This window comes from Streptomyces canus (assembly GCF_030816965.1).
GTDB classification, from domain to species: Bacteria; Actinomycetota; Actinomycetes; order Streptomycetales; family Streptomycetaceae; genus Streptomyces; species Streptomyces canus_E.
The window spans coordinates 4,395,384-4,417,840 of record NZ_JAUSYQ010000002.1; the positions used below are offsets into that span (position 1 = coordinate 4,395,384).

Here is a 22,457-nt window from a genome sequence, read left to right on the forward strand (position 1 = left end):
GCCCCGTCAGATAATGCGCCAGAGCAGGGAGGCCGCCGGTATGTCACTTCTCTCCGGGAAGACCGTCGTCGTGTCGGGTGTCGGCGCCGGGCTCGGTCATCAGGTCGCCGCGGCCGTCGTGCGGGACGGCGGGAACGCCGTGCTGGGTGCGCGGACCGAGGCGAACCTCGCGAAGAGCGCCGCCGAGATCGATCCGGACGGGGCGCACACGGCGTACCGGTCGACGGACATCACCGACGAGCAACAGTGCGTGCGGCTCGCGGAGTTGGCGGTGGAGCGGTTCGGGCGGCTGGACGCGGTCGTGCAGGTGGCCGCGTGGGACAGCTACTTCGGCGGACTCGAGGACGCGGACTTCGCGACGTGGCAGTCGGTCATCGACGTGAACCTGCTGGGGTCGCTGCGGATGACCCGGGCGTGTCTGGCGGGACTGAAGGCGGCGGGCGGGGGGTCGGTCGTGTTCGTCGGGACGCAGTCTGCCGTGGCCGCCCCCTCGCAGGTGCGGCAGGCCGCGTACGCCGCCTCGAAGGGGGCGCTGACCAGCGCGATGTACTCGCTGGCGCGGGAGCTCGGGCCGCACCGGATCCGGGTCAACACCGTGTTGCCGGGCTGGATGTGGGGGCCGCCGGTGCAGGCGTACGTGCAGTTCACCGCGCATACGGAGAAGGTGCCGGAGGCGGACGTGCTCAAGCGGCTCACCGACCGGATGGCGCTGCCCGATCTCGCGACCGACGGGGACGTGGCGGACGCGACGGTGTTCCTGGCCTCGGACCGGGCGCGGGCGATCACCGGACAGTCGTTGCTGGTCAACGCCGGGGAGCTGATGCGGTGAGTTCATGTAGATGAACGCAGGCCATCATCTCGAATATCTTTACCTCCCTTTGACCTTACACCAGCTTGTCGTGTCCACGTGGTGGCGCCCACGATGAGCGCCGGGCTGATCCCTGGGAGGGCGCACATGAACGGTCTCGACTGGGCCGTGCTCATCGGCTATTTCGGCGTGATGGTCGCGATCGGCGTCTGGTCGCACAAACGGGTGGACGACGTCAGCGACTTCTTCACGGCCGGCGGCAAGATGCCGTGGTGGCTGTCGGGCATCTCGCACCACATGTCGGGCTACAGCGCGGTGATGTTCACCGGGTACGCGGGCATCGCCTACACGTACGGCGTCACGTCGTTCGTCACCTGGTCCTTCCCCATCGCACTCGGCATCGCCATCGGCTCGAAGCTGTTCGCGCCGCGTATCAACCGGCTGCGCTCACGGCTCCATGTGGCTTCCCCGCTCGAATACCTGAAGAACCGCTACGACTTGAAGACCCAGCAGGCGCTGGCCTGGTCGGGCATGCTGCTGAAGATCGTGGACGTGGGCGCCAAGTGGGCCGCGATCGCGACCCTGTTGTCCGTCTTCACCGGGATCTCGCTCAACCAGGGCATCCTCATCACCGGCGGCATCACGGCCGTCTACTGCACGATCGGCGGTCTGTGGGCCGACGCGCTGACGGAGTTGGGCCAGTTCGTCATCCAACTCCTCGCCGGTGTCGCGATGTTCGTCGCCGTCGTCCTCAAGCTCAACGACAAGGGCATCGGCTTCTTCGGCGCCTGGGACGAGCCTGAGCTCCAGGGTCACGGAGAGCCGCTGGTGGGGCCGTACGGCACGGTCTTCCTGCTCGCGTTCCTCTTCATCAAGCTCTTCGAGTACAACGGCGGCATGCTCAACCAGGCCCAGCGCTACATGGCCACGGCGAACGCGCACGAGGCCGAGCGCTCGGCACGGCTGTCGGCGATCCTGTGGCTGGTGTGGCCGGTCGTCCTGTTCTTCCCCATGTGGATGTCACCGCTGCTGGTCCAGTCGCAGAAGCCCGACGGCTCCGACTCCTACGGCCTGATGACCGAACAGCTGCTTCCGCACGGCCTGTTGGGCCTGGTGATCGTCGGCTTCTTCTCGCACACGATGGCCATGTGCTCCTCCGACGCCAACGCGATCGCGGCCGTCTTCACCCGGGACTGCGCACCGGTGGTGTGGCGCAGGGCGCGCAGCTGGAGCCAGGGACAGGGCCTCAGGGTCGCGCGCATCGCCACGGTCGTCTTCCTCGGCCTGTCGATGGCGGCGGCGACCCAGGTCAACTCCCCCGCGTTCAAGGACATCATCACCGTCGTGATCAAGTGGGTGGCCGGACTCATGGGCCCGATGGCCATCCCGATGATGCTCGGCCTGCTGCGCCCGTTCCGCCGCTCCGGCCCGACGGCCGCGCTCACCAGCTGGTCGATGGGTCTGCTCGCCTTCTGGCTGGTCAACTACCCGATCAACTGGAACGTCGACGGCGGTGTCCCGCTCCAGTACCAGGTCTCGATCCCGCTGGCGGTCTCGCTGATCCTGTACATCCTCGTCGGCTTCATCAAGCCCGAGGACACTCCGGAACGCCTCGCGATCATCGAGAAGATCAACACGGACGGGGACGGGGCGGCGGCCGCGGCGATCCCGACTCCGGTGGGGCCGGCGGACCGTACACCGGTGAAGGACTGACCTCGGCCTCCTGAGTACCCGCTCTCCTCGGAGCACTCGGTCCCCTCAACCGCCTCGCCTTCTCGGGCGGTTGAGGGGATTGCTTTGCCGGATCATTGCGGCCCGTGTACTCCAGAGTTCGACGGCGGCCTGTGGCGCTCGGACGACGACGGGCGGCACTGGAAGCCCCTGTCCGACCAGCAGCAGACCCTCGCCATGGGCGCCCTGGCCGTGAACCCCGCCGACCACTCCCTGTGGATAGGCACCGGCGAGCCCAGCAACTCCGGCGACTCCTACACCGGCCTCGGCATCTACCGCTCCACCGACCGGGGCAACACGTGGAAGCAGGTGGGCAGGCGGATCGACGGCAGCATCGTCCCCCGCATCACCTTCGACGGCCGGGGGAACGTCTACGCGGCCACCGACGAGGGCGTCCTGCGCCGCGCCGCCGACGACATCACCGCCGACTGGACGGTCGCCCTCGCCCCCGGCGCCCCGGACACCCGCTGGTCCTCGGCCGCCACCGACGTCGCCGTACGCCCCGGAACCGGCGGGCGGCAGGTGACCGCCGTGATCGCGCGCCAGTTCTACGGCGTCGGCGACGCGAACGGCGTCTACCAGTCCGACGACTCCGGGAAACCCGGCACCTGGCACAAGGTCACCCCGACCGGCGACCTCGCGGGCGTCACCCCCGGCCGGTCGAGTCTGTCGTACTCGGCCGACGGCCACGAACTGTTCGCCCTCGTCGGTGACGCCTCGGGCAGCAGCGACCAGGGCGCGGTGTACCGCTCGGCCACCGGTGACGCGGCCGGCCCCTGGACGACGGTCGCCGACGAGGACGTCCTCAAGGCATCCGGCGCGCAGAACAGCGACCCGGCCGGCGCCGCCTGGTACAACCAGTACGTCGCCGTGGACCCCGCCGACCCCGACCACGTGTACGCGGGCTTCTCCGAGGTGTTCGAGAGCTGGGACGCCGGGAAGACCTGGGCGACCATCGGCCCGTACTGGAACTACGGCCTGAAGTGCTACACCAACGGGCTGATAGCGGGCGGCTGCCCGATGACCACCCACGCCGACCAGCACGCCCTCGCCTTCGGCCCCGGCCACCGCGTCTACTTCGGCAACGACGGCGGCGTCTACGAGCGCTCGGCGACCCTGCGTCCGGACCCCGAGCTGCCCTCGAAGGGCTGGACCAACCTCAACCAGGACCTGCGCACCCTCCAGTACTACGACGCCGCCTACGGGACCGACCCGGCGACCGGCGCCCTGTCCACCTGGGGCGGCACCCAGGACAACGGCAACGTGCTGAGCCTGCCCGGCGCGCGGGAGCTGTACCAGCCCTCGGGCGGCGACGGCGGCTTCGTCCTCGTCGACCCGGCCGACGCCGACCGCGCCGTCAACGAGTACGTCGACCTGGACATGAGCCTGACCACCAACGGCGGCCGCTCCGACGGCACCACGCCCTCCTTCACCGGCATCTCCCCCGCCTGCGACTGGAACGCCGACCTCAAGGGCTGCGACCCGGGCCCCGAGTTCATCGCCCCCTACACCTCCGACACCGCCGACGTGAACCACTGGGTCGCGGGCGGCCGTTACGTGTGGGACAACGCCGGGAAGGGCTGGGACACTCGCTGCACCGCCGACTCCTGTGACTGGACCGCCGTCCACGACACCGGCGAGGACCACGCCGTCACCGCCCTCGGCGTGAACGGCTCCGTGACGTACGCGGGCTGGGAGGACTGGAGCGGCGAGCAGTACGCCAGCGGCATCGACACCGATGCGGGCGGCACCTGGCACCGGCTCACGGCGCCGCTGCCGAACCGGTACGTCACCTCGCTCACCGTCGACCCGCACGACGCCCGCCACGTCTGGGCCACGTACGGCGGCTTCACCCGCTCCTACGTCTCCGGCGCGGGCGAGGGCCACGTTTTCGAGAGCACCGACGGCGGCACCACCTGGACCGACCGCACCGGCGACCTGCCGGACGCGCCGGCCGGGGCGCTCGCCCTGTGGCACGGCCACGTGGTCGTCGGCACGGACGTCGGCGTCTTCGCCGCCGCGCCCACCGCGTCCGGCTCGTGCACCTGGTACCGGCTCGGCGGCGCACTGCCCCACGCCGGAATCGTCTCCCTGGACGTCTCACCCGACGGCGGACGCCTCCTGGTGGCGACGCACGGACGCGGACTCTGGTCCGCGCAGGCACCGCTGTAACGGGTCGGGGGCGGGCGTCCGGTCACGGGATGCCCGCCCCCGACCACAGTCCTGTGGACGAAGCGCTGAGTGCGATCGGGGCGATGTCATGCCCGCGGGTATCGCGCCAGCCAGCCGGGAGACGCCCCCGCCGGACCATGCAGCGCGGGCCCTTGGGTCATCTCCATGGCGAAGTCGTCGGCGAGTTCGAGGAGAGTGGGCCGGCCCTCCAATTCCGCCAGCCAGGCCGGCGGGAGGGCCGTCTCGCCGTGCAGGGCGCCCAGCAGGCCGCCGGTGAGGGCGCCGGCCGCGGCCGAGGGGCCGTCGTGGTTCACGGCAAGGCACAGACCGTGCCGTACGTCCTCCCCGACCAGCGCGCAGTACACGGAGGCGGACAGCAGCCCGTCCGCCGAACCGTCGGCGGCGAGTTCCTCCACCCGCGCCGGGGTGGGCATCCCCTGCCGTACGGCACCGAGCGCGTGCTGGAGCGCGTCCGAGACGGGCTCGTGCCCGGGCCGCGCGGCCAGCAGTGCGAGCGCCCGCTGCACCGCCCCGTCGAGACTGTCGCCGAGGGCCAGCGCGTGCACGATCACGGCGTACGCGCCCGCCGACAGATAGGCGACGGGATGCCCGTGGGTCTGCGCGGCACACTCGACAGCCAGCTGTACGACGAGCTGCGGCTCCCAGCCGACCAGCAGCCCGAAGGCCGCGGAACGGGCCGTGGCCTCGGGCCCGAGCTCGCTCGGGTTCTTGGGCGACTCCAGCGTCCCCATGGTGTCGTCGCCGAACCCGAGGAGCAGCGACCGGGTCGGGTCGCGGCGGGCGTACAGCCACTCCTCCCGGGCCAGCCACCCGTCGTCCTTGCGCCGCTCGTCGGGTCCCCAGTCCCGCTGGGTGGCGGCCCACCGCAGATACGCCCGGTGCAGATCGGTGGGCGGATGCCAGGCGCCGGTGTCCCGTCGGACCTGGGCCCGTATGAGCCCGTCCACCGTGAAGAGGCTGAGCTGGGTGAGATGAGTGACGGCACCGCGTCGGCCGTACCCGAACCCGAGGTCCACGAGCCCCTCGGCGCCGTACGACTCCCGGATCTCGTCCAGTCCCAGCCCGTCGACCGGCGCGCCCAGCGCGTCACCCACGGCCACCCCGAGAAGCGTCCCACGCACCCGGCTACGGAAGTCCTGCTGCTCGGCACGCCCCCAGACGACGGCCCCGGCTGTCGCACCCACCAAGACCTCCCATGGCGACCGTCCGTATGTACGACGCTCAGCACTGTAATCGACGGGGAGTGGGAGGTTCAGGGGGCGTGTGGGTATGCGAGGTGAGCCCCGATTGACCCGTGAAGGGTGGTTATCACCTGGAACGGCGTGGACGGTCACCCATTCTGGTCACCGCCGGAACAGCGGTGGTCCCGGCCCACGAGCTCGCTGACCTGCAAAGGGGTCTGGCTCGGTGATCGCCTTCCGGCCCGCCGAGCCCACGGCTGACGATTATCCGGCGGCCCCGCGCACCTGATCCCGTACCGCACGCGCCCGCTCGTCGTCCGGGTTCGACGCGCATGCGCGTTCCGCGTCGGCGACGGCCGCGTCGAAGGCGGCGAGGGCGAGGTGGGTTTCGGCTCGGCGGCACAGGGCCCAGGTGTAGTCGGGGTCGAGGTCCAGGGCGCGGTTCAGGGCGGCGAGGGCCTCCTCGAAGCGGCCCAGTTGGGACAGGGCGGCGCCTCGGCTCGCGTGGGCCGAGGCGTACTCGGGGGCGAGGGCGAGTACGTGATCGTAGTCGCGGAGGGACTCCTCGAGGCGGCCGGCGTTGCGGAGGGCGTCGCCGCGCTCGCAGCGGCCCCAGGGCCAGTCCGGCTGAAGGGTGACCGCTCGGTCGAGGTCGGCCAGTTGGCGGGCGGCGTCGCCGAGGCCGCGCCATACGCGGGCGCGGCGGACCAGGGCCCAGGTGTAGTCGGGTTTGAGGTCGAGTGCCCGGTCCAAGTCCGCCCGTGCGGCGTCGAGTTCGCCTCGGGTCAGGCGGACGGCGCCTCGGGACGCCCAGGCCGAGTGGTGGGCGGGGTCCAGTTCGATCCCCGTGTCCAGGTCTCTGAGCGCTTCGTCGCCGTGGTTCAGCACCCTGTGGTACTCACCCCGCGCCGAGTGGGCGGAGGCGTTGTCCGGCTCCAGCGCGATGGCCCGGTCCAGGTCGTCGACCGCCGCTTCGTAGTCGCCGAGTTCGCCGCGCACGGAGGAACGACCCCGATAGGCGCGCGCGAGCCCGGCATCCAGCGCCACCGCCCGGTCGTACTCGCGCAGTGCCTCCTCCAGATCGCCGAGGAGCCGTAGCGCGCTGCCCCGTACCACTCGGGCGTGTGCCTGGGCCGGTTCGTCGAGGGTCGCCCGGGACAGCAGTCGGGCGAGTGCGGCGGGCACGCCGCCCTCGGTGAGCGTCCGGGACAGTTCGCTCCCCCACCGGGAGACCGCTTCCGTGTCGCCGTCCCGGCCCGCGTCCAGCAGGGTCCGTGCCCACCGGGCCGCGGTGACATCGTCCGTGTCGCAGGCGTCCACGAAGTCCCGCAGCACCAGCGGCAGCGCGACACGCGCCTGAGCGCACAGCAGGTGGTAGGACTCGGCGAGCCGCAGCTCCCGCCACTCCTCGTCCGACCACAGCTCCCCGTCCGTGCGCCCGGCTTCGGGCTCCGCCCGCCACTCGCCGAAAATCCGGGCCAGACGCCCCTGTTGTCGGACCCAGCCGCGCGGTGACCGCCCGCGCTGCATCCGCAGCATCGCCTCCCGCACCAGGTCGTGGTAGCGGAGCCGGTCGCCGCGGTCGGTGACGAACGGCAGGGACCGCAGCCAGGCGAAGAGCTGTTCCACCTCGTCGTCCGGGCAGTCCACGGCCGCCCGGAACACGTCCATGTCCAGTTGCCGGGGCAGCGAGCACGCGAGGGCCGCGGATCGCCGTACCGGATCCTGTTCCCACTTCAGGAAGCGTTCTACGGCCGTCGCACTCGGGTCGCTGATGTCGTCGGGGTCGGTGGGGCGCTGCTCGGCGAGGGTCGACACGAGGACCGGCAGTCCGCCCGTGAGGCGCAGCACCTCCTCCACCACGGGCTCGGCGACCACTCCCTTGCCCGCCAGCAGCCCCCGGGCCTCCGCCTCCGTGAACGGTCCGAGGGGCACGTCCGTCATGAAGTCGGCGAAGGCGCCCCAGCGGGCGGTGTCGAAGGGGCGTTGGCCCGCCGTCACCACGACGACCGTGGCGGGGAGGGTGCCGTACCGGTCGCCGGTCATGACCTCGTGCAGCCAGCCTTCGAGGAAGGGGCTGGTCCGTTCGTACGTGTCGAAGAAGAGGACGATCCAGGGGGCCGCGGCCGCCGCGTCGGTGAGTTCGTTCAGAAGCACCGGGGTGAGTACTCGCTCCGGGTGCATGACCAGTTGGACGTCTTCCTGGCTGCGGAAGCGCGCGCTGAGGCCGGCCCGCAACCGGTCGGCGCCCTCGGCGAGTTGAGCCGCGTCCAGGACTCCCGCGAAGGCTCCCACGCCCGGCATCATTCCCAGTCCGGCCAGTCCTGCCCGCGCCGCGGCCATGCTGCCCGCCGACGGCCCCTCGGGCTCCGCTTCGAGGGTGGCGACGGCGACGGCCTCCGCCTCGCGCCGACGTTCGCGGTGGGTGGCGAGGAGTCGTTCCAGTTCCTTGAAGCGGCAGCCCTGGGCGCCCAGTTGACGGCCGATCTCCGACATCGCCTCCGGCACGCTGCCGACCCTCTCATCGACATACGTCGTGAACGCGCCTTTCTCGCGGGCCACTTGTTCCAGTTCTCGCACCAGGAACGTCTTTCCGACACCGGCGTTGCCGTGCACATGGAAGAGGAACCGGTGCCGCTCGTCCTCGGGCGCCAGGTCGAGGTTGCGCCGGAACGCCGCCCGCTCGTCACTCCGCCCCACGAACCCGGCCCGCCTGCGCTGCCGGATCAACTCCTGCATCGACGGCCGCGTAGGCCTCATCGGTCACACTCCCGTGTCCGTCCCCACCTGCTCCGCCCCAGTGTGGCAACAAGTGAGGGCCGTGAGACCCCGCGCCCGGAGCATCCGGTGGGTCCCACGGCCCTGTAACCCCGACTCGCTCAGACAGGCATCAGCACAGGCACGGGTCGGTGCCCCAGCCCAGCCCGTTGATCTCGTCCGCGCTCAGGGCGCCGGCGTACGCCTGCACCTCGTCCACATCGCCGTGCAGGTACTCGCCCCATCCGTCGCCGGTCCGGGCCCGGCCGATCTGCAGGGGACCGGTGCTCGGCCAGCCGTTCGGGAAGTCCGCGGTCGCGGCGGTGATGCTCCCTCCGTCGATGTGGAGCCTGATCTGGTCCGTGGCGTCGTCGTAGACGACCGCGAGCCGGTGTCCGCGGCCCTCGCCGCCGTCCGCCGCGGCGACCTGCGCCACCACGGTCTCGGCCGCGCCCTGTTCGTCCCGCTGCGGCATCACCAGTTGCCAGGCGTGCTTCGAGGGCTGGTAGCGCACCTTGAAGGCGTCGGTGTGCTCACCGCCCTGCGAGAGCACGGTCATCGGACGGTCCGGCTCGGCGTCCGCCAGGCGTACGACCACGCCGACGGTGAAGCTGTCCGACGTGTCGACGACCGGGCCGTCCGTGGCCGCGTAGCCGGTGCGGCCGTCCAGCGTCAGATGGCCGTCGCCCACGAGCGGGGACGGGATCACGGGGCAGTCCGGGTCGAGTTCCGGGAGGCACGAGCTGTCGGGACTGCGGTAGATGGCGGCGCCGTCCCCCAGCTTCAGGGGCGCGCCGCCGTTCTGGTCGGGGCTGGCGCCGGCCGGGGCCGTCTCCAGGGACCAGTGGCCGAGCAATCCCGGTTGGTGACGCGCCAGTTGGCTCGCCTCGGCCGGGACGACCACCCGGTCGTGGACCCGCACGTCGCCGAGGTCACCGCGCCAGCGGTCGCGGTAGGCCTCGCCATGGCGGACGCGGCCGATCTGGAAGGCGCCGGTGGTCGCGGCGGGCGCGGCCTCTGCCTCGGTGCCGACCTCATGGCCGTTGACATAGAGCTTCGCGTGTCCGGTCTCGGCGTCGTACACACCCAGCAGGTGGGCCCACTCGCCGGTCTCCGGTGCGCCGCCGGACACCCGTGCGTCCCCGATGGCGAACGACCAGAGGGGCGTCGTGCCCTCCTGGCGCAGGCCGAGTGTGAACGCCGCTGACCGGCCCGCGTCCTGGCCGGCGACGGTCATGGTCCGGTCGGTGCGCGCGGGCCGTACCCACGCGCTCACCGCGAAGGTCTTGCGCGGGTCGGCGACCGCCGGGGCGTCCGGGGTGAGATAGCCGTGGCTGCTGCCGTCCAGGTGGGCCGTGGAGGCCAGGTCGGTGCCCCGGGGGGCCGGACCGCCGAAGCTCACACCGGAACCGGCACGCGCGGCCGTTCCCTTCTCGGCTCCCGCACTCGTGGCTCCCGCCGCGTCGTCCAGCCGCCAGTGGGCTACCGGGGCGCGGCCGGACTGCACGTAGAAGCGGTACGTGGACTCACCGCTGCTGCGTCCGGAGCGGTCGATGGCGCGGACGGTCAGCCTGTCCGGCCCCGAACGCAACGGCAGGAAGGGCACGGTCACGCTCCCGCCCGGCTGCTTCGGCTGAACGGTCGCGTACGGCCCGCCGATGAAGTTGTACGTGTAGGCCACGACGTCGTCCGAGGGCGAGTCCATGGTGAAGTGGCCGTACACGCCCACTCCATCCACCCAGAGCACGTCCTCGGGGTATTCGGGAGAGGTGATCGTCGCCCGCTCGGGGCTCACGTCGTCGTAGACGAACTCGCAGACGGAGCCCGCGCCTTCGGAGCTCCAGGGGGACTTCTCCGTGCCGTCGTCCGCCCGGACGTGCCAGGAGACGACGGTGTTCGCCGGGATACTGTCCTGCGGCATCCGCCACAGCTGCCGAGCGCCAGAGAGTGTCGCGTTCGTGGTGTACGTGAGCCTCTGCTCCACCCCGTCGGCATCCGTCCACCAGGCCTCGAACTCGCCCTTGACCATGTTGGCCTCGGCGGGCTGGTTGTCCTCCTCAGGGTCGTACAGGGCTGCGCGCAGCGTGGGCGGCGCTCCCACGTACGCCCGGTCCTCCCCTGTCGCGCACGCCTTGGTCTCCGTCGTGAGGTCCTCGACGAGCGGCTGCTTCGGCGGCAGGTTGTCCGCCGCGTGCGCCACGCCGGACGTGGCCGCCACGACGGCCGCCATGGAGCACCCCACCGCCCACAGTCTGCCGCCACGTGATCTTCCCGGTCTGTTCAACTGTCCCCTCCCCGCGCTTCCTTGAGCCTGTTCACACAGGCCGCTGGAGGCTAACAAGGAGCACTGACATCGTCGAAGCGGTTTCCGGTTAGATGAGCTCCATGGCATCGACACCCCCACGCACCACACGAAGCGCACTCCACCTCTCCGCCACCCTCCTCACCGCGAGCGTCACGCTGTACATAGCGCTCGTGGCGTTCGGGAACATCACGGACTTCGGGACCAACCAGGCGTTCGTACAGCATGTTCTCGCGATGGATACGACGTTCAAGGACGACGATCTGATGTGGAGAGCCATCACCAGCAAGGGACTTCAGAACACGGCGTACGTCGCGATCATCGTCTGGGAGACGCTCGCGGCGCTCGTGCTGATCTACGGCACGTGGCTGTGGGTGCGCGGGGACGATCCGCGTGCCCGGCGCTTCTCCACCTACGGCCTGCTCATGCTCATGCTGCTCTTCGGCGCCGGGTTCATCGCGATCGGCGGGGAGTGGTTCTCCATGTGGCAGTCGGACACCTGGAACGGCCTGGACGCGGCGCTGCGGGTGTTCGTGCTGAGCGGAGTCGTGCTGCTGGTGGTCAACCTGCCGGACCGCAGCGCTAGTTGACGACGACGACCTTCGTCCCCGTCTCGCCGAACGTCCACAGTGCCGACCCGTCCGCCGTCTTCATGCGGATGCCGCCGGTCTGGACGCCGTTCGCGGGCGGGGGCGAGGAGCCGTCCACCGCGTTGGAGAAGGCGACGTTCACGCCGCCCACGGCGGTGAAGTACACGATGTGCTCGATCCGCACGCCGTCGGACCCGGTCGTCGGGTCTCCCCGGCGCAGCGAGACCGAGTAGGTGCCGGGGGCCGGGTCCACCGTCCCCGGCCAGACGGCGAAGGTCCGCCGGGGCGCCTCGCTCGCGTCGATCAGCCAGACCCGCTTGTCGCCGAGCGAGTAGACGATCCGGCGGCCGGTCCCGGAGGCGTCCGGGACCGCGGTCGCCGACGGCTCGGGCTGCGCGGACGCGCGCGGGGACGCCGAGACGCTCGGCCGGGCGGTGGCGGCCACGCTCGGCTTCGTTCCCTTGTCGGCCTGTACGGCCAGGGCGACGACGGCGGCGACCGCCCCCACGGTCAGACCCGTCACCCAGACCTTCGGGGCTGGCACGGCACGCATCTCCTCGGCTAAGGATCCCCGTCGAACGGGGGTCGGATCATCGTACCGGCCCCCGCCGAGACACCTTTCCCGTCAGTTCCCGTCAGTTCCCGTCAGTCCAGCACCGGCAGCAGCTCCGGCAGGTGCCCGTCGGAGACCTGCGCGGCCTTCTGCCGCTCCTCGGACACCTCCCCGTACAGGGTCGTGCGCGGGCGGGCGGGACGGCCCGCCGCCTCCGCCACCGCGATCAGGTCCTTCACCGACTTGTACGAGCCGTACGACGAACCCGCCATCCGCGAGATCGTCTCCTCCATCAGCGTGCCGCCCAGGTCGTTCGCCCCCGAGCGGAGCATCTCCGCCGCGCCCTCCGTACCCAGTTTGACCCAGCTGGTCTGGATGTTCGGCACCCAGGGGTGGAGCAGCAGGCGTGCCATCGCCGTCACCGCCCTGTTGTCCCGCATGGACGGGCCGGGGCGGGCGATGCCGGCCAGGTACACCGGGGCGTTGGTGTGGATGAAAGGGAGCGTCACGAACTCCGTGAAGCCGCCCGTGCGTTGCTGGATTCCGGCCAGCGTGCGCAGGTGGCCCAGCCAGTGGCGTGGCTGGTCCACATGGCCGTACATCATCGTCGACGAGGACCTGATGCCGACCTCGTGCGCGGTCTCGATCACCTCGATCCAGGTCGCCGTCGGCAGCTTGCCCTTGGTCAGCACCCAGCGGACCTCGTCGTCGAGGATCTCGGCGGCCGTGCCGGGGATGGAGTCGAGGCCGGCCTCCTTGGCCGTCGTCAGCCACTCGCGGATGGACATGCCGGTGCGGGTCGCGCCGTTGACGACCTCCATCGGGGAGAAGGCGTGCACATGCATGCCGGGCACCCGCTCCTTCACCGCGCGCGCGATGTCGAAGTACGCCGTCCCCGGCAGGTCCGGGTGGATCCCGCCCTGCATGCAGACCTCCACCGCGCCCACCTCCCAGGCCTGTTGGGCGCGGTCGGCCACCTGGTCCAGGGACAGGGTGTAGGCGTCGGCGTCGGTGCGCCGCTGGGCGAAGGCGCAGAACCGGCAGCCCGTGTAGCAGACGTTGGTGAAGTTGATGTTCCGCGTGACGATGTACGTGACGTCGTCTCCGGCCACCGACTTGCGGACGTCGTCGGCCACCTGGCACAGGGCGTCCAGGGCGGGCCCGTCCGCATGCAGCAGGGCGAGGGCCTCTTCGTCGGTCAGGCGCGTGGGGTCGTCGGCGGCGACCCGCAGCGCCTCCCGTACGTCCGTGTCGATGCGCTCGGGCACCATGCCGGGGGCGGCCGCCTCGCGCAGGGCGCCCCAGTCGCCGTAGACCTCGTCGAAGTCGTCGCGGCGGTCGGACGTACGGCCCTCGGTGTCGATCGTGGCGTGCAGATCCGTGCGGCCGGACGGGACGAAGACCTCCTCCGGCTCCTGCCAGGGCAGTCCCCGCGGAAGGGCGTCGGGGCGTGCCAGGCCCGTCTCCGGGTCCGCCAGCGCCGCCACGTGCGGTCGCAGCCGTGGGTCCAGCCAGGGCTCGCCGCGCTGCACGAACTCGGGGTACACGCAGAGACGTTCCCGCAGCTCGAAACCGGCCGCCGCGGACCGCTCGGTGAGCTCCTCGATCTGCGGCCAGGGCCGCTCGGGGTTCACGTGGTCGATGGTGAGCGGACTGACCCCGCCCCAGTCGTCGATCCCCGCCCCGATCAGACGCTCGTACTCGCTGTCGACCAGGTTCGGTGGGGCCTGGATGTTGGCGGCCGGGCCCATGATGAGGCGGGCGACGGCCACCGCGGCGACCAGTTCGTCCAGTTCCGCGTCGGGCATGCCGCGCATCGCGGTGTCCGGCTTGGCGCGGAAGTTCTGGATGATCAGTTCCTGGATGCTGTGATACGCCCGTGCTGTGCGCCGGAGCGCGAAGAGGGACTCGGCGCGCTCCTCGTACGTCTCCCCGATCCCGATGAGGATGCCGCTCGTGAAAGGCACCGACGAACGCCCGGCGTCCTCCAGGACCCGCAGCCGTACGGCGGGTTCCTTGTCGGGGGAGCCGTGGTGCGGTCCGCCGGGCTCGGACCAGAGCCGCTCGGCGGTCGTCTCCAGCATCATGCCCATGCTCGGCGCGACGGGCTTCAGCCGCTGGAAGTCGGTCCAGGACAGCACGCCCGGGTTGAGGTGGGGCAGCAGGCCCGTCTCCTCCAGGATGCGGATGGAGATCGCCCGGACGTAGGCGATGGTGTCGTCGTAGCCATGGGCGTCAAGCCACTCCCTCGCCTCCGGCCAGCGGTCCTCGGGCTTGTCACCGAGGGTGATCAGGGCTTCCTTGCAGCCCAGCGCGGCGCCCTTGCGGGCCACGTCCAGGACCTCGTCGGGGGACATGAACATGCCGTGGCCGGCCCGGCGGAGCTTGCCGGGCACGGTCACGAACGTGCAGTAGTGGCACTTGTCCCGGCACAGCCGGGTGAGGGGGATGAAGACGCTCTTCGAGTACGTGATGACACCGGGGCGGCCCGCCTGGGCGAGGCCCGCGTCCCTGACGCGGGCGGCCGACGCGGTGAGGTCGTCCAGGGCCGGGCCGCGGGCCTGGAGCAGCACCGCGGCCTCGGAGACGTCGAGGGCGACGCCGTCCCGGGCACGTTTGAGAGCGCGACGCATGGAGTTCTCGGTGGGGCCGGTACCGCCGGGGCGGTCGGTGGGGCCGGTTCCGGAGGTCGCGGAAGTCGTCATCCTTCGAGCATACGAGCGGTGTGATCAGGGCAGAGGTGTCGCCCGAAGGTGGGTGACGTCACACGCTCTCACCATCCCCCTGGACATAACGGGCATACTCGTCAAGCACCTTGAGCACCTCGCTCTCCCCCGCCGGGGGCAGCTGCAGCACGACCTCCTCGATCCCGAGCTCGGCGTAGTGGGCGAGCTTGCCGGGGGTGGGGACGACGGCGTACGGGACGACCTGGAGGGCGGCCGCGTCGCGGCCCGCGTCGGCCCAAGCGGTGCGCAGCACGGGCAGGGACTCGGTCAGGCCGCGGCCGCCGATGGGCAGCCAGCCGTCGGCGTACTCGCAGATGTGGGAGAACAGCTTCGGCCCTGCGGCGCCGCCCACGAGAGTCCGCTTCCGAACGGGCTTGGGGAAGGCGTGGCTGGCCCGGACACTCCCGAACTCCCCCTCGTAGGCCGTCGGTTCGTCCGCCCAGAGCGCCTGCATCAGCGCCATCCGGTCCCGGACCAGCTCCCTGCGCGTCCGCCACTCGACGCCGTGATCGGCGGCTTCTTCGACGTTCCAGCCGAACCCGAGCCCGAGCGTGAACCGTCCGCCGGAGAGGTGGTCGAGGGTCGCGATCTGCTTGGCGAGGTCGATCGGGTCGTGCTGGGCAACGAGCGTGATGCCGGTGCCGAGACCGAGCCGCTCGGTGACGGCGGCGGCCTGGCCGAGCGCGACGAAGGGGTCGAGGGTACGGCCGTACTCGCGCGGCAGGTCGCCGCCGGCCGGGTACGGGGTGGTCCGCTCGACGGGGATGTGGGTGTGCTCGGGCAGATACAGCCCGGCGAAGCCCCGCGCCTCCAGCTCACGGGCGATCCGGGTCGGGGTGATGGTCTCGTCGGTGAGGAAGATCGTCACGGAAATGCGCATGACTGCATCTGTACCGGGCGGGGGCCGGGATGTCCATACCGACTGGTCGGCATCTGGGCGGGACTTTGTGGAGGGGCGGAGTGAGTGGAGTGGGCGGAGTGAGCCGGGGGACGGACCGGGTGGGCCGGGTGGGCGGACCGAGTGGGCCGTGGGCCGAGTGGCCGGGTGGGCCCGGTGGGCGGGTGCGTCGGGAGCGGTGCCTGTCGGGCGGGGCGGTGCGGCGCCCGTCGGCGGGGGGCCGGTGGGGGCGCCTGCCGGCCGGGGACCGGTGCGGGCGCCTGCCGGCGGTGGCCGTGCGGGCGCCTGCCGGCCGGGGACCGGTGCGGGCGCCTGCCGACGGTGGCCGGTGCGGGTGTCGGTCGCCCGGGGACCGGTGCGGTGTCGGTCGGCCAGGGCCGGGGCGAGCGCCTGTCGGCGGGGGACCGACCGGTTCGGGGTCGGTCATCTGTCGGGGGTGTCGGTCCGATGTCGGCGGCTTGTCGATGGGGCCCCGGAACCTTTCTGGAGACGGCCGGTGACCACCCGACCGGCCCCACACCCCTCAAGGAGTCACCATGACCACCCACGTCACGATCATCGGCGCCGGACTCGGCGGCCTCACGCTCGCCCGCGTCCTGCACGTCAACGGCATCCCGGCCACCGTCTACGAGGCGGAGTCCTCACCGTCGGCGCGTGCGCAGGGCGGGATGCTCGACATCCACGACTACAACGGACAGCTCGCCCTCCAGGCGGCCGGCCTGATGGACGAGTTCCGCGGTCTCATCCTGGAGGGTCGTGAGGCGACGCGGTTGCTCGACCGGGACGGGACCGTCCTGTTCGAGAAGGCCGACGACGGCACCGGCGGCCGCCCCGAGGTGCAGCGCGGCGAGCTGCGTCAACTCCTGCTGGACTCGCTCCCGGCCGGCACGGTCCGCTGGGGCCACAAGGTCAGCGGCGTCCGGGCTCTCGGCGAGGGCCGCCACGAGGTGACCTTCGCCGACGGCGGGAGCGTCGTCACCGGTCTGCTGGTCGGCGCGGACGGCGCCTGGTCACGGGTGCGGCCACTGCTCTCCACCGCCACACCCGAGTACACCGGCATGTCGTCCGTCGAGACCTACCTGTACGACGCCGACATCCGGCGCCCGGCCACCGCGAAGGCGGTCGGCGACGGGGCACTGTTCGCGCTGGTGCCGGGAAAGGGGCTCACCGCGCACCGCGAGAAGGGCGGCACCCTGCACACCTACACGATGCTCGCGCGGCCGCAGGACTGGTTCGCCGCCGTCGACTTCACCGACCCCGCCGCGGCCACCACCCGCATCGCGGCGGAGTTCGATGGCTGGGCCCCCGAACTCACCGCCCTGATCACCGACACCGACACCGCACCGGTCCTGCGCCCCCTCTACGCATTGCCGGCCGAACACCGGTGGGACCGGGTCCCGGGCGTGACCCTCCTTGGCGACGCCGCCCACCTCGCGGCCCCCAATGGCGAGGGCGCCAACCTGGCCATGCTCGACGGCGCCGAACTCGGCCAGGCCCTGGCCGCCCACCCCGACAACCTCGAGACCGCGCTCATCGCGTACGAGCAGGCCATGTTCCCCCGCAGCACCGAGGCCGCCACCGAGGGCGCCGAACTGTACGAGTTCATGTTCGGCGAAACCACACCCCATGGGCTGCTGAGCATGTTCACGGGTCAGGGGGAGAGCGCCTGAGCCACGGCCCGCCTTCGGTGGAACCGTGACCCACGGAGCTCAGAGACCACGTCTACGATCCGTCCAGGTCGACGGCGGTGGAATCCTCGTGCAGCCCCGCTGCGTCCCTTCAGCGGCCAAGGCGTGAGCGAATCATGTTCACCATGGCGTTGACTTCGTTGATGCGCAGCATGCGCGCAAGGGTGATGAACAGAGCGACCAGCACCGTCGCTCCGGCGGCGAGTGCGGTGAGCGCGGCGACAACGGGGGGGTGAATCGCTGCCATCAGCCAGGCGGCGATCGCTCCGGCTGCCAGGGACGCGGGGAGGCTCGCCCCAATGAGGCGCACGTAAGTTCGGATGACGTGACGACCGTCGAGGTCGCCGCCGAGCCGGCTGCGGAGTCGTTTCCAGGCGATGCCGACGCCGATGACGTAGGCCAGGCCGTATACGCAGGCCATGCCGGTCACGGCCCACCGCGCGGGAAGCAGGAGATAGGCAGCAAAAGATCCAACGCCGTTCACCAGCGCGACGATGAGGGTGTTGAAGAAGGGGGTGCGGGTGTCTTCGTACGCATAGAAGCCGCGCAGTACTACGTACTGCACCGAATAGGGGATCAGCCCCAAGGCGAAGGCCATCAGGACGAAGCCGATGTTGCGGGCGCCTTCCTCGCCGGCTCCGGCGTAGAGCAGCCGAATCAGCGGCACTCCGAGAGCAAGAAATGCGAAGGCACAGGGAACGATAGCGACTGCCGACGTACGCAGCCCCTGTGAGATGTCGTCTCGCACTGCTCCGTGATCGCCGTCGGCGGCTGCGCGGGCGATGCGGGGAAGGATGGCTGTCATCACAGAGACGGTGATGATGGCCTGCGGCATCTGCCACAGCAGGAGCGCGTAGTTGTACGCAGTGATGCCGGTACCGGGGTGCCCGGCCCGCTCTGCGACTGCGCCGGCGGCGGTGGCAAGACGCGTCACGACGACCATGCCGGCTTGATTGACGAGCACGAACAGGAAGGTCCATTTCGCGAGGCCAAGAGCTTTCCCTAGACCGTGGCCACGCCAGTCGAAGCGGAGGCGGATCCGAAATCCTGATTCACGCAGATAGGGGACCATGGCCAGAGCCTGAACCGTCAGCCCCAGAAGGGTGCCGACACCAAGCAGGCGCACTCCCTGCGGCGTGATCGATGATGCCGACATACCCGAGTGTGTAGCCGTGCCGAATACCCAGAGGAATGACCCGAAAGCGACGATGATCAGGATGTTGTTCAGAACGGGCGTCCACATCATGGCCCCGAACCGCCCGCGCGCATTGAGGATCTGCCCCATCACCACATGAATCCCCATGAAGAACATGGTGGGCAGGCAGTAACGGGCGAAGATTACCGCGACACGGAATTGGTCAGGATGGGCGGCCATGGACGGCGCCATGACACGGATTAATTCCGGCGCTGCAACGACACATATCAGGGTGGTCGAACCGAGGAATGTGATGACCAAGGTGATGAGACGGTTGGCGTATGCAGCACCTCCGTCGGAGTCCTCTTTCATCGATCGCACCAACTGTGGAATGAAGACCGCATTGAGGGCGCCTCCGCCCACCAACACGTAAATCATGGTGGGCAGCGTATTGGCCACCTGGTAGGTGTCATTTAGCGTTCCCACACCCAGCGCCGCCCCCATGACCAGAGTGCGCAGAAAACCAGTCAAGCGTGACACCAGAGTTCCAGCCGCCATCACAGCACTGGACTTCATAAGACCGGCGGACTGCTTGCCATCGGAGCTCTGTCCAGCAACTGGCATCGCGTCAGTCACGACAGAATTCATGGCTGAGGCAGAACCGGACACTCGGCGAAGCTGGAGCGTCTCGAAGTCGCGGGCAGCCCTGTCCGGCACGGGATTCCGGACACGCTCCCGTAGCCCGGGCTCCGAGGCGGCTGTGCGGCTGCCCTCACCTTCAATGTTCATGCGTGATCCATCGCTCCATCCATCCATATCTCCGACTACCGCTACGGCCACGTCACCCTACCGGCGCGGCAACTCTGCGAAGCCCGCCGGACGTTGCGGACAGCGTGCTTCGACTCCGTAATGCCTCAGCCTTCAACTCGGCGTCAGACACCACATCTCTGCCGTGGTCGTTGAGATTCTCGATTCCCCAGTGCCCGCGTACGCATCCGCCCACCCGGACGAGGAGTGCGGGAAGCCCCGCATCAGTCCCCCATCACCTTCTTCGTAGCCCCGCAATGGGGCTTCCGGCCTCTTCAGAGACAGCAAGGCTCTTCGTCATGCGGATGTGGCGATCGCTGCCGTGCCCAGGCCGGGCGAGTACGACCGCCGACTGCACGTCAAGGCTCCCGACCAGCGGCCGCCCGACAGCGAACCCGAACACCACGGAGTTCTCGGCAAGTTGAAGGCCGTCGGCTTCGACGACGACGTGGCCGGCGAGGCCGGCGAGGCCCCACGGACGGCCGAGCGGCTGATCGACGACGTCTTCACCACCCTCGCGGCGCCCGCAGCTCGGCTTCCCGAATCCGGAGTGAGCAGCCCTCCCGACGAGGAACCAAGCAGCTCAAGCGGGCCTTCTTCCTGGCCACCTGCACGGCCTCGGCCGACCCGGTCTCGCGGGCCACCTGCGACAAGAAGAACGCTCGCTACGACAAGAAGAACGCTCGGGGAAGGCACCACACCCAAGCCCTCCTCTGCCTCGCGAGACGACAAGCCGGCGGCGTGCGCGACCCAAGTTACAGGTCCGAGATGGGCGACTCCCGAGGTGGCATGAATTCTTACTCTGCTCGGTGCCGCACTTACCTTCCACTAGCAACAACTACTTAAATTGCGACAAATTCGGGCGAAATGCAGGTCAAGAAAGATCGATTCTCGCCAATCCTTATCCACCTCGACCGAAAACAATCTCTGGTCACTGTTGGGTGCCTCATGGATAGTTAGCGACCGCACATGAAATCAGGCCCGGTAAACCGTCTCTTCACGAGAGGAAAACGAGTGCGTCGAATAGTGGCGACTGTGGCAGCGACAGGTTTCCTGCTCGCACTTGGAACTGGTGTCAGCACGGCGTCAACCCAGACCGACTCCGCTGACCACCCGGACGTCGTGAGCCCTAAAACGAGCTATAGCTTCGCATGCACCCTGCCACAAGGTAACTACGCCAATTACTCGTTCAGCGACGGAATCACGTCCACCACGATCTACTACAACAACCACTGCTCCAGCGGGATATATGTCAGGGTGCATGTCGGCTCGGGAAGCTCGTGCTGGCTCACCCCGGCCGGCAAGGGCAGCGCGGTCTTCGACGCCGGGGTGATAAGCATCACCGAAGGATGCTGAGAGGCAGTTCGCCGCTGATGCAACGGCGGATCTGAATACGTCCGTCTCACGCTTTCACCCCCCGGCATTCATGGCGGCCCGTCAGTTCAACTGACGGGCCGTTTCGCCTTGTTCTGACGGCCTGCCGGTTCTGCGCTCATGACGTCGGCGGTATGGGTGTGGGAGCCCTTGTGGCCGCTGCCGGCTCCCCGAAGAAGCCGTACCGGCTCAGGGCGCTGCGCAGGTCGTCCCCGATCCGGATCGGCGGCAGCGGCATCGTCCCGTTCACCATGCCGTCCCCCCGTCCCGCACTCCGCCCACAGCAGCTTCCCGCCCTTCCACGCGCCCAGTTCGCGCAGTACCGACACGCCCGTCGCGTCGGCGCAGGCCCGCACCAAGTGCAGGCCGCGGCCGTTCTCGGCGTCCGGGGCGGCGGGAGGCTTGTCGGTCGTGAAGCCGGGTGGGACCCGGGGGTCGGTGTCCCAGACGGCTACCCGGACCCGCCCGAGGGACGGCGACAGGAGACGGAAGGCGTACGGCCCCTTCGTGCGGCAGGGGCAGCTGCCAGTGCTGCTGGATGCCGAGGCCCTTCTGACGAAGTACCGGAACCTGCTGGACATCGTGGAAGCCACCGCCCTCAGTCCCGAGAAGTCCCGGGATCTGATCCATTCCATCGCCCAGAACCTGTGAGGGAGCCGACATGATCACGGACCGTTGGCAGAAGTCGTCCTACTGCCAGGAAGGCGACGCCTGCGTCCACATATCCACCGACCTCAACAAAGTTCACATCACGGACTCCGATGCCGCCCAAATCATCGTCACCGTCAGCCACGGCGCCTTCGCCGCCCTGCTGAAGTCACTCTGACCCGTCCGCCAGGTCCGCCACCACCGCCGCATGGTCCGACGGCCAGACCCCGTCCACCGGACCGTCGCCCGCGCGCCGGACGCCCAGGACATGGCCCAGCCCCCTAGCCCCTGGCGGGCCCACGTGGATGTAGTCGATACGGACCGGTGGGGCCACGCGGACGTACGGGTTCGCCGGGTCCCACGTCGCGGAGGGTGCCGTCGGATCCGCGTACTCCCAGGCGTCCAGGAAGAGTTGGTCCGGGGCGGCCGGGGCCGTCTTGTAGCCGCCGAAGAGGCGGACCTCGTCGGAGTCGGGCCAGGCGTTGAAGTCGCCGGTGATCACCGGGGGGAACTCGGTGCCGGAGCGGTGGGCGGCCACGAACTCCGCCAGCGCTGTGACCTGTTGGCAGCGGATCGCAGAGGCGGTGGGGGCCGAGGTGAGGTGGGTGGTGAAGAAGGGGATGTCGTACGACGGGCCGGCCAGCCGGGTGTGGAAGGCGAGGCGGCCGTCGTCCAGCGCATCGGGGGCCGGCAGCCGCAGGACCGCCTGGTCGATCACCGGCCAGCGGCTCAGCACCGCGTTGCCGACCTCGACCCCCGGGTCGCCGATCCGCCGCTGCCAGCGCTCCGAGGCGGGCGACGGGGCCCACGCCCAGTGCAGGCCGAGCTCGCCCGCGAGCCACTCCGCGAGGTTCTCACCACCTGAACCGCCCGCCGACCACACCTCCTGCAGGCCCACCACATCCGGCCGCAGCTCCCGCAGCACCGTCAGGATCGCCTTCTGGCGTTCCTCCCACGGTCCGAAGCGCCACCACAGGTTCCAGGTCACCACGCGCATCGCCTACACCCCTCGTCCGCCCGGCCGCACCCTGAGATCATCGAGGCCGACGGTCAGGTTACGGAAGAC

16 protein-coding genes and 1 pseudogene are annotated in these 22,457 nt (G+C 70.1%); 9 read left to right on the plus strand and 8 right to left on the minus strand.

The annotated features are described in order from the left end of the window. Nucleotides 1-40: 40 nt before the first annotated feature. From QF027_RS21045 to QF027_RS21055, 3 genes are all read left to right on the plus strand, one after another. Nucleotides 41-829: an SDR family oxidoreductase gene (locus QF027_RS21045; protein WP_306979982.1), complete on the plus strand. Its 789-nt coding sequence runs from the start codon at nt 41-43 to the stop codon at nt 827-829. A 126-nt stretch (nt 830-955) separates the two neighbouring features. Beyond that, a complete protein-coding gene (locus QF027_RS21050) occupies nt 956-2,521 on the plus strand; it encodes a sodium:solute symporter family protein (RefSeq protein WP_306979980.1) in 1,566 nt (521 codons plus the stop codon). Between the two features lie 84 nt (nt 2,522-2,605). Further along, nucleotides 2,606-4,711, plus strand: coding sequence for a hypothetical protein (locus QF027_RS21055; protein ID WP_307076255.1), 2,106 nt, complete (start codon nt 2,606-2,608; stop codon nt 4,709-4,711). Between the two features lie 86 nt (nt 4,712-4,797). Here QF027_RS21055 and QF027_RS21060 read toward each other — a convergent pair whose 3' ends face one another. The 3 genes from QF027_RS21060 to QF027_RS21070 form a co-directional block, all read right to left on the minus strand. Then, nucleotides 4,798-5,916, minus strand: a complete 1,119-nt coding sequence (locus tag QF027_RS21060; protein ID WP_307076257.1) for an ADP-ribosylglycohydrolase family protein — start codon at nt 5,914-5,916, stop codon at nt 4,798-4,800. 261 nt (nt 5,917-6,177) lie between these two features. Beyond that, a complete protein-coding gene (locus tag QF027_RS21065; protein WP_307076259.1) occupies nt 6,178-8,652 on the minus strand; it encodes a tetratricopeptide repeat protein in 2,475 nt (824 codons plus the stop codon). Between the two features lie 151 nt (nt 8,653-8,803). Further along, nucleotides 8,804-10,900 (minus strand): LamG domain-containing protein, encoded by a 2,097-nt coding sequence (locus QF027_RS21070; protein WP_307076261.1) that lies wholly within the window; start codon nt 10,898-10,900, stop codon nt 8,804-8,806. Nucleotides 10,901-11,055: 155 nt separating this feature from the next. Between QF027_RS21070 and QF027_RS21075 the strand changes: the two genes are divergently transcribed. Next, a complete protein-coding gene (locus tag QF027_RS21075) occupies nt 11,056-11,562 on the plus strand; it encodes a DUF2165 domain-containing protein (RefSeq protein WP_306979967.1) in 507 nt (168 codons plus the stop codon). On the opposite strand, the gene QF027_RS21080 is transcribed toward QF027_RS21075, so the two are convergent. The 3 genes from QF027_RS21080 to QF027_RS21090 form a co-directional block, all read right to left on the minus strand. Next, nucleotides 11,555-12,115 (minus strand): hypothetical protein, encoded by a 561-nt coding sequence (locus QF027_RS21080; protein WP_306979966.1) that lies wholly within the window; start codon nt 12,113-12,115, stop codon nt 11,555-11,557. The genes QF027_RS21075 and QF027_RS21080 overlap by 8 nt on opposite strands. Nucleotides 12,116-12,207: 92 nt before the next feature. Next, a complete protein-coding gene (locus QF027_RS21085; protein WP_307076263.1) occupies nt 12,208-14,820 on the minus strand; it encodes a bifunctional FO biosynthesis protein CofGH in 2,613 nt (870 codons plus the stop codon). Nucleotides 14,821-14,878: 58 nt separating this feature from the next. After that, nucleotides 14,879-15,721 (minus strand): LLM class F420-dependent oxidoreductase, encoded by an 843-nt coding sequence (locus tag QF027_RS21090; protein WP_307076265.1) that lies wholly within the window; start codon nt 15,719-15,721, stop codon nt 14,879-14,881. A gap of 554 nt (nt 15,722-16,275) precedes the next feature. Between QF027_RS21090 and QF027_RS21095 the strand changes: the two genes are divergently transcribed. Further along, nucleotides 16,276-17,409, plus strand: a complete 1,134-nt coding sequence (locus QF027_RS21095; RefSeq protein WP_307076268.1) for an FAD-dependent oxidoreductase — start codon at nt 16,276-16,278, stop codon at nt 17,407-17,409. A gap of 109 nt (nt 17,410-17,518) precedes the next feature. On the opposite strand, the gene murJ is transcribed toward QF027_RS21095, so the two are convergent. Further along, complete coding sequence (murJ, locus tag QF027_RS21100; protein ID WP_373432423.1) at nt 17,519-19,351, minus strand: murein biosynthesis integral membrane protein MurJ; 1,833 nt, start codon at nt 19,349-19,351, stop codon at nt 17,519-17,521. Nucleotides 19,352-19,894: 543 nt separating this feature from the next. Between murJ and QF027_RS50040 the strand changes: the two are divergent. The 4 genes and pseudogenes from QF027_RS50040 to QF027_RS21115 form a co-directional block, all read left to right on the plus strand. Further along, nucleotides 19,895-20,104: pseudogene (locus QF027_RS50040) on the plus strand (IS110 family transposase); the annotation flags it as partial. A gap of 300 nt (nt 20,105-20,404) precedes the next feature. Then, nucleotides 20,405-20,725: a hypothetical protein gene (locus QF027_RS21105; RefSeq protein WP_307076270.1), complete on the plus strand. Its 321-nt coding sequence runs from the start codon at nt 20,405-20,407 to the stop codon at nt 20,723-20,725. Nucleotides 20,726-21,250: 525 nt separating this feature from the next. Beyond that, entirely contained in the window at nt 21,251-21,394 is a 144-nt protein-coding gene (locus QF027_RS21110) for a hypothetical protein (RefSeq protein WP_307082783.1), read from the plus strand. Between the two features lie 10 nt (nt 21,395-21,404). Next, entirely contained in the window at nt 21,405-21,569 is a 165-nt protein-coding gene (locus QF027_RS21115) for a DUF397 domain-containing protein (protein ID WP_307076274.1), read from the plus strand. Here the strand turns inward: QF027_RS21115 and QF027_RS21120 are convergent. After that, entirely contained in the window at nt 21,561-22,388 is an 828-nt protein-coding gene (locus QF027_RS21120) for an endonuclease/exonuclease/phosphatase family protein (RefSeq protein ID WP_306979950.1), read from the minus strand. The two genes, QF027_RS21115 and QF027_RS21120, sit on opposite strands and share 9 nt — an antisense overlap. Nucleotides 22,389-22,457: the final 69 nt, after the last annotated feature.

What these genes read in the sequence shown, in the direction of transcription:
- QF027_RS21045 (WP_306979982.1), top strand. Translation starts at nt 41, where the DNA reads ATGTCACTTCTCTCCGGGAAGACCGTCGTCGTGTCGGGTGTCGGCGCC.
- QF027_RS21050 (WP_306979980.1), top strand. Translation starts at nt 956, where the DNA reads ATGAACGGTCTCGACTGGGCCGTGCTCATCGGCTATTTCGGCGTGATG.
- QF027_RS21065 (WP_307076259.1), bottom strand. Translation starts at nt 8,652, where the DNA reads ATGCAGGAGTTGATCCGGCAGCGCAGGCGGGCCGGGTTCGTGGGGCGG.
- QF027_RS21070 (WP_307076261.1), bottom strand. Translation starts at nt 10,900, where the DNA reads ATGGCGGCCGTCGTGGCGGCCACGTCCGGCGTGGCGCACGCGGCGGAC.
- QF027_RS21075 (WP_306979967.1), top strand. Translation starts at nt 11,056, where the DNA reads ATGGCATCGACACCCCCACGCACCACACGAAGCGCACTCCACCTCTCC.
- QF027_RS21080 (WP_306979966.1), bottom strand. Translation starts at nt 12,115, where the DNA reads ATGCGTGCCGTGCCAGCCCCGAAGGTCTGGGTGACGGGTCTGACCGTG.
- QF027_RS21085 (WP_307076263.1), bottom strand. Translation starts at nt 14,820, where the DNA reads ATGACGACTTCCGCGACCTCCGGAACCGGCCCCACCGACCGCCCCGGC.
- QF027_RS21090 (WP_307076265.1), bottom strand. Translation starts at nt 15,721, where the DNA reads ATGCGCATTTCCGTGACGATCTTCCTCACCGACGAGACCATCACCCCG.
- QF027_RS21095 (WP_307076268.1), top strand. Translation starts at nt 16,276, where the DNA reads ATGACCACCCACGTCACGATCATCGGCGCCGGACTCGGCGGCCTCACG.
- murJ (WP_373432423.1), bottom strand. Translation starts at nt 19,351, where the DNA reads ATGAACATTGAAGGTGAGGGCAGCCGCACAGCCGCCTCGGAGCCCGGG.
- QF027_RS21115 (WP_307076274.1), top strand. Translation starts at nt 21,405, where the DNA reads ATGATCACGGACCGTTGGCAGAAGTCGTCCTACTGCCAGGAAGGCGAC.
- QF027_RS21120 (WP_306979950.1), bottom strand. Translation starts at nt 22,388, where the DNA reads ATGCGCGTGGTGACCTGGAACCTGTGGTGGCGCTTCGGACCGTGGGAG.